At 73.1% G+C, this 13,037-nt stretch carries 10 protein-coding genes; all 10 read right to left on the reverse strand.

All coding sequences use genetic code 11. From position 1 onward, the window contains the following. Positions 1 to 101: 101 nt before the first annotated feature. The 10 genes from ACFV9J_RS25210 to rsmI all read right to left on the reverse strand — a co-directional run bounded on the left by ACFV9J_RS25210 (position 102) and on the right by rsmI (position 13,014). Positions 102 to 776 (reverse strand): LuxR C-terminal-related transcriptional regulator, encoded by a 675-nt coding sequence (locus tag ACFV9J_RS25210; RefSeq protein ID WP_385357321.1) that lies wholly within the window; start codon positions 774 to 776, stop codon positions 102 to 104. 217 nt (positions 777 to 993) lie between these two features. Further along, on the reverse strand, positions 994 to 2,817 hold the full coding sequence (locus tag ACFV9J_RS25215; protein WP_385357323.1) for a PQQ-binding-like beta-propeller repeat protein: 1,824 nt from the start codon (positions 2,815 to 2,817) through the stop codon (positions 994 to 996). A gap of 115 nt (positions 2,818 to 2,932) precedes the next feature. Further along, the gene (locus ACFV9J_RS25220) at positions 2,933 to 4,732 is read right to left on the reverse strand and encodes a PQQ-binding-like beta-propeller repeat protein (RefSeq protein ID WP_385357325.1); all 1,800 of its coding nucleotides are present in this window, start codon (positions 4,730 to 4,732) and stop codon (positions 2,933 to 2,935) included. A gap of 260 nt (positions 4,733 to 4,992) precedes the next feature. Next, positions 4,993 to 6,807, reverse strand: coding sequence for an ABC-F family ATP-binding cassette domain-containing protein (locus ACFV9J_RS25225; RefSeq protein ID WP_385357328.1), 1,815 nt, complete (start codon positions 6,805 to 6,807; stop codon positions 4,993 to 4,995). Positions 6,808 to 6,864: 57 nt separating this feature from the next. Next, positions 6,865 to 7,764: a 4-(cytidine 5'-diphospho)-2-C-methyl-D-erythritol kinase gene (locus tag ACFV9J_RS25230; RefSeq protein ID WP_385357330.1), complete on the reverse strand. Its 900-nt coding sequence runs from the start codon at positions 7,762 to 7,764 to the stop codon at positions 6,865 to 6,867. 22 nt (positions 7,765 to 7,786) lie between these two features. Continuing rightward, entirely contained in the window at positions 7,787 to 8,647 is an 861-nt protein-coding gene (gene rsmA, locus ACFV9J_RS25235) for a 16S rRNA (adenine(1518)-N(6)/adenine(1519)-N(6))-dimethyltransferase RsmA (RefSeq protein ID WP_385357333.1), read from the reverse strand. Between the two features lie 472 nt (positions 8,648 to 9,119). Further along, positions 9,120 to 10,469: a ubiquitin-like domain-containing protein gene (locus ACFV9J_RS25240; protein WP_385357335.1), complete on the reverse strand. Its 1,350-nt coding sequence runs from the start codon at positions 10,467 to 10,469 to the stop codon at positions 9,120 to 9,122. A gap of 87 nt (positions 10,470 to 10,556) precedes the next feature. After that, a complete protein-coding gene (locus tag ACFV9J_RS25245) occupies positions 10,557 to 11,447 on the reverse strand; it encodes a TatD family hydrolase (protein ID WP_385357337.1) in 891 nt (296 codons plus the stop codon). A gap of 40 nt (positions 11,448 to 11,487) precedes the next feature. Further along, complete coding sequence (locus ACFV9J_RS25250) at positions 11,488 to 11,925, reverse strand: hypothetical protein (protein WP_385357339.1); 438 nt, start codon at positions 11,923 to 11,925, stop codon at positions 11,488 to 11,490. Positions 11,926 to 12,081: 156 nt separating this feature from the next. Further along, the gene (rsmI, locus tag ACFV9J_RS25255; protein ID WP_385357341.1) at positions 12,082 to 13,014 is read right to left on the reverse strand and encodes a 16S rRNA (cytidine(1402)-2'-O)-methyltransferase; all 933 of its coding nucleotides are present in this window, start codon (positions 13,012 to 13,014) and stop codon (positions 12,082 to 12,084) included. Positions 13,015 to 13,037 lie beyond the last annotated feature (23 nt).

Below are 13,037 nucleotides of genomic sequence, written 5' to 3' on the forward strand. Positions count from 1 at the left end.
CGAGGACGGACACCCCCCGGCACGACCCCGACCCACCCACCGCACAAACGGCGCTACGCGCACCCCCACCCAACCCCCACAGGCCGCCGCAGGCACCCCGCTCAACCGCCGGAGGCCCCCGCCCGGTCCAGCAACCCCGTCCGCGCCGCCAGCGCCGCGGCCTCCAGCCGGGACCCCACGCCCAGCTTCATCAGCACCCGCTGGACATGCGTGCGCGCCGTCGACGGAGCGATCCCCATCCCCGCCGCGATCAGCCGCGTGTCCTCGCCGTCCGCGACCCGCACCAGCACCTCCACCTCCCGCGGCGTGAGCATCTGCAACAGCCGCTGCCCCTCGTCGTCGGGCTGGGCCGCGGGATTCAGCAGCTCACCGAACGCCCCCTGCAACAAGGCCGGCGCCACCGCCGCCTCCCCCGCCCGCGCCTTCATGATGGCCCGCTCGACGCCCTCTATGCGCTCATCGTGCCGGACGTACCCCGACGCCCCCGACGCGAACGCCGCCGCGATACCGCGAGGGCTCGGCACCGGGCCCAGCACCAGCACCGCCACCTGCGGACGCTCCCGCTTGATCCGTACCACCGGATCGAAGTTCCCCGGCTCCGCCGGTGTCGCCGTCCCCAGCAGGCACACCTCCGGCGCCCGGCTGATCACCAGCTCCGCCGCCCCCGCGGCCGGCGCCGCCGCGGCCAGCACCCGGTGCCCGCGCAGCTTCAGCGCCGAGGCCAGCGCCTCGGCGAGCAATCGGTGATCGTCGACCACCATGAGCCGTACTCCCATGGAGCAACCCCCCAGTCACCCATCCATCCATTCACGCATTCACCGGTCCCCGGCATACCCCCCGGCATGTCCCCCGGAAGCTACACGCTAGCCAGCCCGCGCGCTGCCCCTACCGGTGAGAACCGCCCCGGAGTGCCGAAATCCCCGGCAATGCGGCCGGCCCCGCCCCTGCGACAGGGACGGGGCCGGAACGGTCACCCGGGGGACGCCGACGGCATCACCCGCTGGTGCCGAACCCGATCGCCAGGTACTCCTTCTCGTCCGCGCTCGTCGGCTCGCTGGCGTACACCTGCGACATGAACAGCCGCCCCTGCGAGTAGATCAGCTCGGAGTAGTCCGGCGACATGCTGGACTCCACGTCCCGCACCGCCTCCGTCGCCGGGTTCTCCAGCAGCGTGGTCTGCTTGAACGTCGCTCCGTCGATGCTCACGACCTGGCCGCCCTTGTCGTACGGCGGACGCTTGTAGGCGATCACGTTGCCGCCGTCCATGCGCAGCGGGGTGATCGTGTAGTCCTCGCCCGAGTCCGCGCGCTGACCGGTCTGCTTGCCGGTGGCCAGGTCGAAGGCGACGACCTCGTTGGCCCGGCTGTACGACTCGCCGCCGCCCTCGTGCTCCTCGGTGGCGATGTAGAGCTTGCCGTTGCCGGCCGCGAGCCCGTGGCAGCTCTCGGTCTTGGTGATGCTGTCGCAGCTGGCCGCGAACTGGTCGCCGGGCGCCGAGATGCGGGTGAGCAGCTTGCCGGTCTTGTTGTCGATGGAGAAGAAGTCCGAGATGCCGCTGCCGTCCCCGGCGGAGTCACCGACGTCGGCGGCCACGACCAGCGGGTTCGTCGACACGACGGCCGCGTACTCGATGCCCTTGGCCATCTTGTACTCGGTGATCACCTTCCCGCTCTTCGGGTCGATGGTCTGGATGTGCAGCTCCCGGGCGTCGTACGACCCGCACTTGCGCACCGCGACCAGCTTCTCGCCGCCGCCGTAGCCCGCGTCGTAGCAGGTGTCGGTGGTCTTCGGGGACCAGAGGATGTCGCCCTTGGCGATGTCGAAGGCGACGCCGCCGTCGGAGCTGCCCGCGGCGACCGTGTCACCGCTGATCGTGACGTTGTCGAAGGAGATCGGCCCCTCGCCGGCGGACTTCGTCCACACCTTCTTCCCGGCGTCCAGGTCGAGGACCGCGACCTGGGTGCAGCCGTGCGAGGGCTCGGCCTTGGTCGGCATGGCGGGCTGGTGGATGATCACCGTCTTGTTGTCGTCGGTGACGTGCCGGGTGACGGCGCACACGGGGCCGTCCAGCTTGATCGTCCACTTCTTGCTGCCCTTGGCGGGGTCGTACCCGTTGACCTCGGCGATGCCGCTCTTGGCGTACACCTTGTCGGTGAGCCACGAGCCGGAGACGACGACGCTGTCGTCCTCCTTGCTCACCGCGGGCATCGGGACCTGGAAGAGCACCTTGGCGGCCGGGTCGGAGGGCGCCTTCTCCTCGGCGCCGGAGGCCTTGCCGCCGTCGCCGCCCTTCTGGTCCGTACCGCCGTCGCCGCCCGTGCCGCCACTGGAGCCGGCGGTGTCGTCCTTGCCCCCGTCGTCGGAGGAACCGGCGTACCAGACCCCGCCGCCGATGATCAGGGCGATCGCGACGACGGCGGACACGATGATCGCGACCTGCGCGTTGATCTTCCGCCCACCGCCCGACCCCGCGGCCTGCGGCTGCATGGGCATGGTGGCCGGCTGCGGATACCCGTACCCGGGCTGACCGGGCTGACCGGGCTGCCCGGGCTGCCCGTAGCCCGGCGTCGGCTGCCCATACGCCCCAGGCTGACCGGGCTGCCCCGGATTCCCGTACCCGGGCTGGGACTGCGGCGGCGCCTGCGGATACCCGTACCCCGGCTGCTGCGGCGGCGGCCCCGCGGGCGGGTTGGCCGGAGCCGCGGGCGCCTGCGGCGGGGTCTGCGGCGCCGGCGGCTGCGGCGGCTGGTTCTGCGGCGGGCCGAACCCGCCCCCCTGCGGGGGCTGGTTGGGCGGCGGGGGAGGCGGCTGGGTCATGACGTGAGTACCTCGGAGAGCGGAGACGACGGAGACGGAACAACCCGCGAAACGACGACGGCAGAAGAAGGAGAAGAAGAAGAAGAGGAGGAGGAGAAGGCGGAGAAAGAAGAGGTCACTTGCCGTAGGCGAGCATCAACTTCTCCTTCGACTCGTCGTTCCCGGTCAGGCGGGTGCTGGAGATGAAGAACCGCCCGTCGACCCAGTCGATGTCCTTGGAGTAGAAGCTGTTCTCGATGTCCGCGACGCCCTGCGGGTTCTGCAGCAGCTTGGCGGGCTGGTGGCTGCTGCCGCCGGTCGGGATGGACACGATCTGACCGCCCGCGTCGTAGGACGGCTGGACGTACGCGATGAGCTGGTCGCCCTCGATCTTCAGCGGCATCATCGACTCGTCCGCGGGGGACTTGGTGCGCCACTTCTCCTTGCCGGTGGTGAGGTTGATCGCGACGATCTCGTTGGCGCCGCTGGTCGCCTCGGTCGGCAGGTAGAGCGTGCCCGCGGCGACGGCCACGCCCGTGCAGCCCTGGAGGTCGCGTTCGAGGATGGCCCAGCCGCACTCGGGGGCGAAGTCCTCGTCGACGCCGACCTGTTCCTGGACCTTGCCGCCGGAGGTGAAGCTGGAGATGTTCCAGACCTTCTTGTCCTCGTTGGTGGCGTAGACGACCAGCGGGTCGACGGAGTAGGCGCGGGCGATCCGCCAGCCCTTCTCGTACTTGTAGGTCCACAGGACCTTGCCGGTCTTCGGGTCGAGGCCCTGGAGCTCGTCGTGCGCGTTGTTGCCGCCGGCGCCGCAGGAGGCGACCTGGACGAGCTTGTTCGCGCTGCCCGCGAATCCGGCGGGGAAGCAGGCGTCGCCGTACTTCTTCTTCTCGTACAGCTTCTTGCCGCTCTTGACGTCGTAGGCGGTGCCGGACTGGGAGCGGCCGACCATCATGGTGTTGCCGCTGAGCGAGAGTTCGAGGGAGAGCGTGGAGTCGAACAGATCGCCTTCGGCCACCTCCTCGGACCAGCCCTTCTGGCCGGTGGCGAGGTCGATCTCCTGGAGCTTGTTGCACTTCGCGCGGTCGCTGGAGCCGCTCATGTAGGCGACGACGATCTTGTCGTCGGCCGTCTTCTCCGGGGTGACCGCGCAGATCTTCTCCGGGAAGGCGATCGGCTCCCAGGCGGGCTTGCCGTCGCCGACGTTGTAGGCGAAGACCTGCTTGTACGCCGCCTTCACCGCCGCCTTGCCGGTGATCCACATGCCGTTGGCGTCGGCCCCGGAACCGGGGGCGTCGGGCGCCTCCTTGTACCAGAGCACCTTGGACTCGCCGGCCTGGCGGCCCTCGTTGAGGTCCTCGGGGTCCTCGCCGCCGTCGCCGCTGCCGTCACCGGGGTTGACCGGAGCGCCGCCCTTGGAGCCGGAGGGCTTGGGGTCGTCGGTCTTGGCGACGACGGGCTTCTTGTCCTTCTCGTCGTCACCGCCGCTCGCGGTGACCGCCCACACGCTGCCGCCGATGACGAGCAGGGCCGCGACGGCCGCGCCGACGGCGAGGGCGGGCTTGCCCTTGAAGGGGTTGCGGGACCCGGGACCACCGGGCGGCGGCGTACCGGGGGCGCCGGGAGCGCCGGGGTACTGCTGCTGCGGGTAGCCGTAGCCGGGCTGCTGGCCGTACGGTCCCGGCTGCTGCGGCTGGGCGGCGTACGGCCCGGAGTTGTACGGCCCGGGCTGCTGACCGTACGGCCCCGGCTGGGCGGGCTGACCGGGCTGGCCCGGCTGCTGCGGATACCCGTAGCCCGGCTGCTGCTGCGGCGGCGGACCGGGCGGCGGGCCCTGCGGGGGCGGCGGGGTCGGTGCCCCGAAACCTCCCGGCGGCGGGTCCTGCGGTGCTCCGAAGCCACCCGGCTGCGGCGGCTGATTAGGCGGCTGGCTCATCAGCGCGTTCCCCCTTATTACTCACTGATTTTTAGCCACGCCCCGGGTCACGCGCTGGCCCCGGAGTCGTCTACGGCGATCGTTCCACAAGCCTCGGACCGCCCTGGGACAGTCCTCGGACGGCCTTTCTATCACCCGCGCCCAACCACTCACCGGGCCGCGTGCGCCGCTGTTCCCAAGGGAGGACCGGCCCGTGATGCCACTGTTACGAGCCTTCACGCGCCCTTTACATCACGCGCGCGCCCGGCGCACGCGGTCGCTCAGGCGTCCTCGGCCAGTTCCAGCCAGCGCAGCTCCAGCTCGTCGCGCTGTCCCGTCAGCCCGCGCAGCTCGGCGTCCAGTTCGGCGACCTTCGCGAAGTCCGTGGCGTTCTCGGCGATTTGGGCGTGCAGCTTGGTCTCCTTCTCGGAGACCTTGTCCAGCTGCCGCTCGATCTTCTGCAGCTCCTTCTTGGCGGCGCGCACGTCGGCGGCGCTCTTCTCGGGCACGGCGGCGGCGGGCCTGGCCGCCACGGCCGGGGCACTCGACGCGGCGGCCTCCTCCATGCGCCGGCGCCGCTCCAGGTACTCGTCGATGCCGCGCGGCAGCATGCGCAGCGCGCCGTCGCCGAGCAGGGCGAAGACCCGGTCGGTGGTGCGCTCGACGAAGAACCGGTCGTGGGAGATGACGATCATCGAGCCGGGCCAGCCGTCGAGGACGTCCTCCAGCTGGGTCAGGGTCTCGATGTCGAGGTCGTTGGTGGGCTCGTCGAGGAAGAGGACGTTGGGCTCGTCCATGAGCAGCCGCAGCAGTTGCAGCCGCCGCCGCTCACCGCCGGACAGGTCACCGACCGGCGTCCACTGCTTCTCTTTCCCGAACCCGAAGGTCTCGCAGAGCTGCCCCGCGGTCATCTCGCGCCCCTTGCCGAGGTCGACGCGCTCGCGGACGCGCTGCACGGCCTCCAGCACCCGCCAGGCGGGGTCCAGCTCGGCGACCTCCTGCGACAGGTACGCCAGCTTGACGGTCCTGCCGACCCGGACGTGCCCGCCCGCGGGCTGCTGCTCCCCGTCGCTGTACGCGGCGTTCGCCAGGTCCCGCAGCAGGGAGGTCTTGCCGGCGCCGTTGACCCCGACCAGGCCGATGCGGTCGCCGGGGCCGAGCTGCCAGGTGACGTGCTTGAGCAGCACCTTGGGCCCGGCCTGGACGGTGACGTCCTCCAGGTCGAACACGGTCTTGCCGAGCCGGGAGGAGGCGAACTTCATCAGCTCGCTGCTGTCCCGGGGCGGCGGCACGTCGGCGATCAGCTCGTTGGCGGCCTCGACGCGGAAGCGGGGCTTGGACGTCCGCGCGGGCGCCCCGCGCCGCAGCCAGGCCAGCTCCTTGCGGACCAGGTTCTGCCGCTTGGTCTCCTCGGTGGCGGCGATGCGCTCGCGCTCGGCGCGGGCGAAGACGTAGTCGGAGTAGCCGCCCTCGTACTCGTAGACGTCGCCCTTCTGCACGTCCCACATGCGGGTGCAGACCTGGTCGAGGAACCACCGGTCGTGGGTGACGCACACGAGCGCGGAGCGCCGCTCGCGCAGATGCCCGGCCAGCCAGGCGATGCCCTCGACGTCGAGGTGGTTGGTGGGCTCGTCGAGGACGACGAGATCCTGCTCCTCGATGAGCAGCTTGGCCAGCGCGATCCGGCGCCGCTCACCACCGGAGAGCGGACCGATCACGGTGTCGAGCCCCTGCGGGAACCCCGGCATGTCGAGCCCGCCGAACAGCCCGGTCAGCGCGTCCCGGACCTTGGCGTTGCCCGCCCACTCGTGGTCGGCCATGTCGCCGATGACCTCGTGCCGGACGGTCGCGGTGGGGTCGAGGGAGTCGTGCTGGGTGAGCACGCCGAGCCGCAGCCCGCCGGAGTGGGTGACCCGGCCGGTGTCGGGCTCCTCCAGCCTGGCCAGCATCCTGATCATGGTCGTCTTGCCGTCGCCGTTGCGCCCGACGACACCGATGCGGTCGCCCTCGGAGACGCCGAGGGACACGCCGTCGAGGAGTGCGCGGGTGCCGTACACCTTGCTGACGTTCTCGACATTGACCAGATTGACGGCCATTTCTCTCCTGCCTGGGGGATCGCTCGACCCTCCAGGGTAGTCCGGCCGCCGCGAGCCTCAGTCCAGGACCGTGGCCCCCGCCGCCGCCCCCACCGCCGTACGCACGTCCCGGCAGGTCCCCGAGGCCCGCAGCACCCCCGCGATGTCGGAGGCGGACCCGGCGTCGGTCGCGAGGAAGGCCGTCGTCGGCCCGGAGCCCGAGACCAGGGCCGCCAGGGCTCCGGCCGCCCGGCCCGCCGCGAGGGTGTCGGACAGCTCGGGGAAGAGGGAGAGCGCGGCGGGCTGGAGGTCGTTGGAGACGGCGACGGCGAGCGCGGCGGCGTCGCCCTTGGCCAGGGCGTCGAGCACCGCCTGGTCGGCGACCGGCTCGGGAATGTCCAGGCCCTCCCCCAGCCGGTCGAACTCGCGGAAGACGGCCGGCGTCGACAGTCCCCGCGCGGCCAGCGCGAACACCCAGTGGAAGTCGCCCCCCACCTCCAGCCCGGCCAGCCGTTCCCCCCGCCCGGTGCCCAGCGCCGCCCCGCCGACCAGGCTGAACGGCACGTCGCTGCCCAGCTCGGCGCAGATGTCGAGCAGTTCCTCGCGACTGGCGCCGGTGCCCCACAGGGCGTCGCAGGCCAGCAGCGCGCCCGCGCCGTCCGCGCTGCCGCCCGCCATGCCGCCGGCGACGGGGATGTCCTTGGCGATGTGGAGGTGGACGTCGGGCTCGCGGCCGTACCGCGCGGCCAGCGCCTCGGCCGCGCGCGCCGCGAGGTTGGTGCGGTCCAGCGGGACCTGGTCGGCGTCGGGGCCCTCGCAGGTGACGCGGAGCCCGTCGGCGGCCGGGGTGGCGGTGATCTCGTCGTACAGGGAGACGGCGAGGAAGACGTTGGCCAGGTCGTGGAAGCCGTCGGGGCGGGCGGCGCCGACCGCGAGCTGGACGTTGACCTTGGCGGGAACGCGGACCGTCACGCTCACTTGCTCGTCACTCCCTGACTCCCTACTGCTTGTGCTCGGCGATACGCGCGAACTCTTCCACGGTCAGCGCCTCTCCGCGCGCCTGCGGCGACACGCCCGCGCCGACGAGCGCGGCCTCGGCGGCGGCGGCCGATCCGGCCCACCCGGCGAGCGCGGCCCGCAGGGTCTTGCGGCGCTGGGCGAACGCGGCGTCGACGACGGCGAAGACCTCGGCCTTGGACGCGGTGGTCTTCAGCGGTTCGCTGCGCCGGACGAGTGACACCAGCCCGCTGTCGACGTTGGGCGCGGGCCAGAAGACGTTGCGGCCGATGGACCCGGCCCGCTTGACCTCCGCGTACCAGTTCGCCTTCACGGAGGGCACGCCGTACACCTTCGAGCCGGGTCCGGCGGCCAGCCGGTCGGCGACCTCCTTCTGCACCATGACGAGGGTCCGCTCGATGCCCGGGAAGGTGTCGAGCATGTGGAGGAGGACGGGAACGGCGACGTTGTAGGGGAGGTTCGCGACCAGGGCGGTCGGTGCGGGTCCCGGCAGCTCTCGCACGTGCATCGCGTCGGAGTGCACGAGCGCGAACCGGTCGGCGCGCTCCGGCATGCGGGCGGCGACGGTGGCGGGCAGGGCACCGGCGAGCACGTCGTCGATCTCGACGGCGGTGACCCGGTCGGCGGCCTCCAGCAGGGCCAGGGTGAGCGAGCCGAGACCCGGCCCCACCTCGACCACCACGTCGTCGGGGCGTACCTCGGCGGTGCGGACGATACGGCGGACCGTGTTGGCGTCGATGACGAAGTTCTGGCCGCGCTGCTTGGTGGGGCGTACGCCGAGGGCCGCCGCGAGTTCGCGGACGTCGGCGGGACCCAGGAGGGCGTCGGGGGTGGGGCTGCTCACCCCGCAAGGGTAGCCGGGGGCGCGTGGGCCCCACGCCCGCGGCGGAGCGCCGGGGACGGGCCGGCGCCCTCGGCCGGGCACCACGGGCGGCCCCGCGCCCGGGATGGGCACCCTCACCCGCGCACCGGGCGTCACGGAGGGCCTCAGCCCCGCGCACCGGGCGCCACGGAAGGCCTCAGCCCCGCAGACCAGCGCCGCAGACGGGTCCGCGCCCTCGGCCGGGCGCCACGGCCGGCCCCGCGCCCGGGGCGGGCACCCTCACCCGCGCACCGGGCGTCGCGGAGGGCCTCAGCCCCGCGCACCGGGCGTCACGGAAGGCCTCAGCCCCGCAGACCAGCGCCGCAGACGGGTCCGCGCCCTCGGCCGGGTCCCGCGGACGGCCTCATGCCCGCACCGGGACGGGCCCCTCACCCGCGCACGCGGGCACCGCGGAAAGCTCCAGCCGCACACCCGCACGCCGCAGGCAGCAGCCTCAGCTCCCCAGGCGTGCGCCGCAGTGCGGCCAGGCGTCGGCGCCGCTGCGCACGTACAGCTTCTGCGCCCGGTACGTCTGCTCCGCGGCCGACGCGTCCTCGGGGCGGCCCGCGCCGCCGAGGCCGTGCCAGGTGGCGGAGTCGAACTGGTAGAGCCCGCCGTAGGTCCCGGAGGGGTCGACGGCGTCCGGGCGGCCGCCGGACTCGCAGGCGGCCAGGCCCTGCCAGTTCAGGTGGTCGGCGCCGTGGACGGAGGTCGGCCGGGGCCGGGTGCCGACCCGCACGATGCGCGGGCTGGGCTCGCGGACCACCTCGGTGCGCAGGCGGCGCGGTTTCTGCCGGACGCCGTTGACGGTGCGCAGGGCGTACGTGGTGCGGCGCAGCCCGGACCTGCCCGCCTCCTGGACGACCTCGGTGCCCCGGAAGAGGGAGGCGTCCTCGGCCCGTCGCTCGGCGAAGGGGATCGGGTCCTCGCGCACCTCCTGGGACCCGGTGATCCGCAGCACCGTGACGGTCTGCCCGTCGCGCGGGAAGCCGGTCGCGGGGACGGACGTGGTGTCCTCTCCGCGCAGGGTGATGCCGGCCTCCTCGACGACCTCCCCCACGGTCGCGGCGTTGGTGCGGACGGTGCGGGTGCGGCCGTCCGCCATGACGGTCACCACCCGCTCGGTGCGCACCACCAGGGCGAGGCCCTCGCGGCCGATGTGCCGGGAGGGCCCGGTGGACAGGTACGCGCCCTGCGTACGCACCCCGAGCTGCCGCAGCGCCCCCGCCACCGTCCCCGCGGTCGTCCACACCTGGCGCCGGTGGCCGTCGAGGGTGAGCAGCACGGGCCTTCCGTGGTGGACGCTGACGTCCTCGCCGCTGGTCAGCGGGGTGCCGGGGGCGGGTGCGATCACGTCGTGGGCGCCCACCTGGACGCCTTCCTCGGCGAGCAGCTCGGTCACGTCGTCGGCGAAGGTGTGCAGCGTGCGCGGGCTGCCGTCGACGGTCAGCTCGACCGCCTTGTCCTTGGCGACGAACGCGGTGGTGCCGCCCGCGAGGAAGGCCACCACCAGCGCCCGCGGCAGCAGCCGGCGCAGGGAGGCGTCCGCGCGCCCCGCGCCCCGCCCCCGCCCCCGGCGTCGGCGCTCGGCCCGCCCGTCGCTGTGCCGGGGCAGCGCGGGCGCGGTCGGCTCGTGAACGGGCCGGTACGGGTCGCCGTACGGCAGGGTCGGCGCGCTGTGCACGTCGTACGGTGCGAGGTATGCGTACGCCTCGTATGTCTCGTGCGCCGCGTACGCCTCGTACGCCGCTGCCGACTCGTGCGCCTCGTACGCCGCTGCCGGCTCGAACTGCGTTCTGCTCACGCCCACACGCTCCAGGGGTCCCGATCGGGCCCCCAGAACCTAGCGGAGGGCCGGTCACTCTCCCAAGTAGCGCGACTACTCAGCGTGTCAGTAGCCGAAGGCGCGAGCCGTGTTCGCGGCGAGGGCGGTCGCCAGGGTGTCCTCGTCGACGCCCCGTACGTCCGCCATGGCACGCACCGTGACCGGCACCAGGTAGGGCGCGTTCGGCCGCCCCCGGTAGGGCGCCGGCGTCAGGAACGGCGCGTCGGTCTCCACCAGAACCAGCTCCTGCGGGGCCACGGCGAGGGCGTCGCGCAGGTTCTGGGCGTTCTTGAAGGTGACGTTGCCGGCGAAGGACATGTAGTACCCGGCACGGGCGCAGATCCCGGCCATCTCGGCGTCCCCGGAGTAGCAGTGGAAGACGGTGCGCTCGGGGGCGCCCTCCTCCTTCAGGACGCGCAGGACGTCGGTGTGGGCGTCGCGGTCGTGGATGACGAGGGTCTTGCCGTGCCGCTTGGCGATCTCGATGTGGGCGCGGAAGGAGCGCTCCTGGGCTTCCTTGCCCTCCGGGCCGGTGCGGAAGTAGTCCAGCCCTGTCTCGCCGACGCCCTTGACCTGCGGGAGTGCCGCGAGCCGGTCGATCTCCGCGAGGGCGTCGTCGAGGGCCGCGTCCCCGCCGGGCTGCCGTGCGCCCTGCCTCGACCAGCCGTCGGGGTCGCCGTGCACGATGCGCGGCGCCTCGTTCGGGTGCAGGGCGACGGTGGCGTGGACGGCGTCGTGCGCCGCCGCGGTCTCGGCGGCCCAGCGGGACCCCGCGAGGTCGCAGCCGACCTGGACGACGGTCGTGACACCGACCGACGCGGCCTTGGCGAGTGCCTCCTCGACCGGGCCGGACTGCATGTCGAGGTGGGTGTGCGAGTCGGCGACCGGGACCCGGAGGGGCTCGGGGAGCGGGGGCGCGCCGTTCTTGTCGGACCGGCCGGAGGCGTTCGAAGGCATGCCCCGATCCTACGAAAGCTCCCGCGCGCCCCCGGTGGGGTCAGCTCGCCCTGCGGTGGAGGTGGAGGGCGTGCAGGAGGTCGGTCAGGTGCCGGTGCCGGCGTTCGCCGGACAGTCCCGGCGCCCCCGGCCCCGGCGCCTCGGGCACCAGCGGCGCCTCCAGGGGGCCGGCCGGCGGCACCCGGTGGACGGTGTGGGTGGCGCCGCGCACCGAGGCCACCCGGCCCGGGCGCAGGATCCGTACGACGTGGCTGTCGCAGGTGGCGCAGGTCGGCCGGGTCAGCGGGGAGGGCACGACCCGGCCGTCCGCGACGTAGAGCACGAACTCGCGGCCGTCGGCGTCCGTGTGGTGCTCGATCTCGAACGACTGCTCCCAGCCGTGCCCGCAGCGCATGCAGGCGAACGAGTACGACTCGTGGACGACGGCGGTGGCACCTGCACGTACCCCGGTCCGCACGGCGCTCTCACTCATGCTCATCCCGGCTCCTTGGTTCGTTCTGCTCCTTCCTCCAGTGGACTCCTCCACCAGCGGGAAAGCACCAGGCGCTGCCGAGTGTTTTAGCCGATTTGAGCTGTCCTTGGCAGGAACGCCCGCAAGGTCAGGGACGGGTCAAGGGCGGCTCTACGGATCCCCTCAGTTCCCGGGGTTGTTCTCCGCGTTCTTCGCCGCGTTCTTCGCCGCGTTCTTCTCCGCGTTCTTCTCCGCGTTCTTCTCCGCGTTCTTCTCCGCGTTCTTCGCCGCCACCACCGCGTCGAACACTTCCCGCTTGGGCACTCCCACCTGGGCGGCGACCGCGGCGATCGCCTCCTTGCGCCGCTCCCCCGCCTCCTCGCGCACCCGCACCCGGCGCACCAGCTCCTCGGCGCCGACCTCCTCGGGCCCCGTGTCCGGCGCCCCTTCGACGACGACGGTGATCTCCCCCCGTACCCCTTCACCGGCCCACGCGGCCAGCTCGCCCAGCCCCCCGCGCCTGACCTCCTCGTACGTCTTGGTCAGCTCCCGGCAGACGGCGGCCCGCCGGTCGGTGCCGAAGACCTCGGCCATGGCGGCGAGGGTGTCGTCGAGGCGGTGCGGGGCCTCGAAGTAGACGAGGGTGCGGCGCTCCCCGGCGACCTCGCGCAGCCGGGTCAGCCGCTCGCCGGCCTTGCGGGGCAGGAAGCCCTCGAAGCAGAACCGGTCGACGGGCAGCCCCGACAGGGCCAGCGCGGTCAGCACCGCGGACGGCCCGGGGACGGCGGTGACGCGCACGCCGCGCTCGACGGCGGCGGCGACCAGCCGGTACCCGGGGTCGGACACCGACGGCATCCCGGCGTCGGTGACCAGCAGCACCCGCGCTCCCCCGGCCAGCTCCTCCACCAGCTCGGGCGTACGGGCGGACTCGTTGCCCTCGAAGTACGACACGACACGCCCCGCGGGGGCGACGCCGAGCGCCTGGGTGAGCCTGCGCAGCCGCCGGGTGTCCTCGGCGGCGACGACGTCCGCGCCGGCCAGTTCCGCGGCGAGCCGGGGCGGGGCGTCCTGGACGTCGCCGATGGGGGTGCCCGCGAGTACAAGGGTTCCAGTCACGCTCCCATCCTCCCAGTCCTCCC

The organism is Streptomyces sp. NPDC059906 (genome assembly GCF_042730645.1).
Classification (GTDB): domain Bacteria; phylum Actinomycetota; class Actinomycetes; order Streptomycetales; family Streptomycetaceae; genus Streptomyces; species Streptomyces rubrogriseus.

Excerpts from the sequence above, each read along its gene's own strand:
- ACFV9J_RS25210 (WP_385357321.1), bottom strand. The coding sequence starts at position 776 with ATGGGAGTACGGCTCATGGTGGTCGACGATCACCGATTGCTCGCCGAG.
- ACFV9J_RS25215 (WP_385357323.1), bottom strand. The coding sequence starts at position 2,817 with ATGACCCAGCCGCCTCCCCCGCCGCCCAACCAGCCCCCGCAGGGGGGC.
- ACFV9J_RS25220 (WP_385357325.1), bottom strand. The coding sequence starts at position 4,732 with ATGAGCCAGCCGCCTAATCAGCCGCCGCAGCCGGGTGGCTTCGGAGCA.
- ACFV9J_RS25225 (WP_385357328.1), bottom strand. The coding sequence starts at position 6,807 with ATGGCCGTCAATCTGGTCAATGTCGAGAACGTCAGCAAGGTGTACGGC.
- ACFV9J_RS25245 (WP_385357337.1), bottom strand. The coding sequence starts at position 11,447 with ATGCCTTCGAACGCCTCCGGCCGGTCCGACAAGAACGGCGCGCCCCCG.
- ACFV9J_RS25250 (WP_385357339.1), bottom strand. The coding sequence starts at position 11,925 with ATGAGCATGAGTGAGAGCGCCGTGCGGACCGGGGTACGTGCAGGTGCC.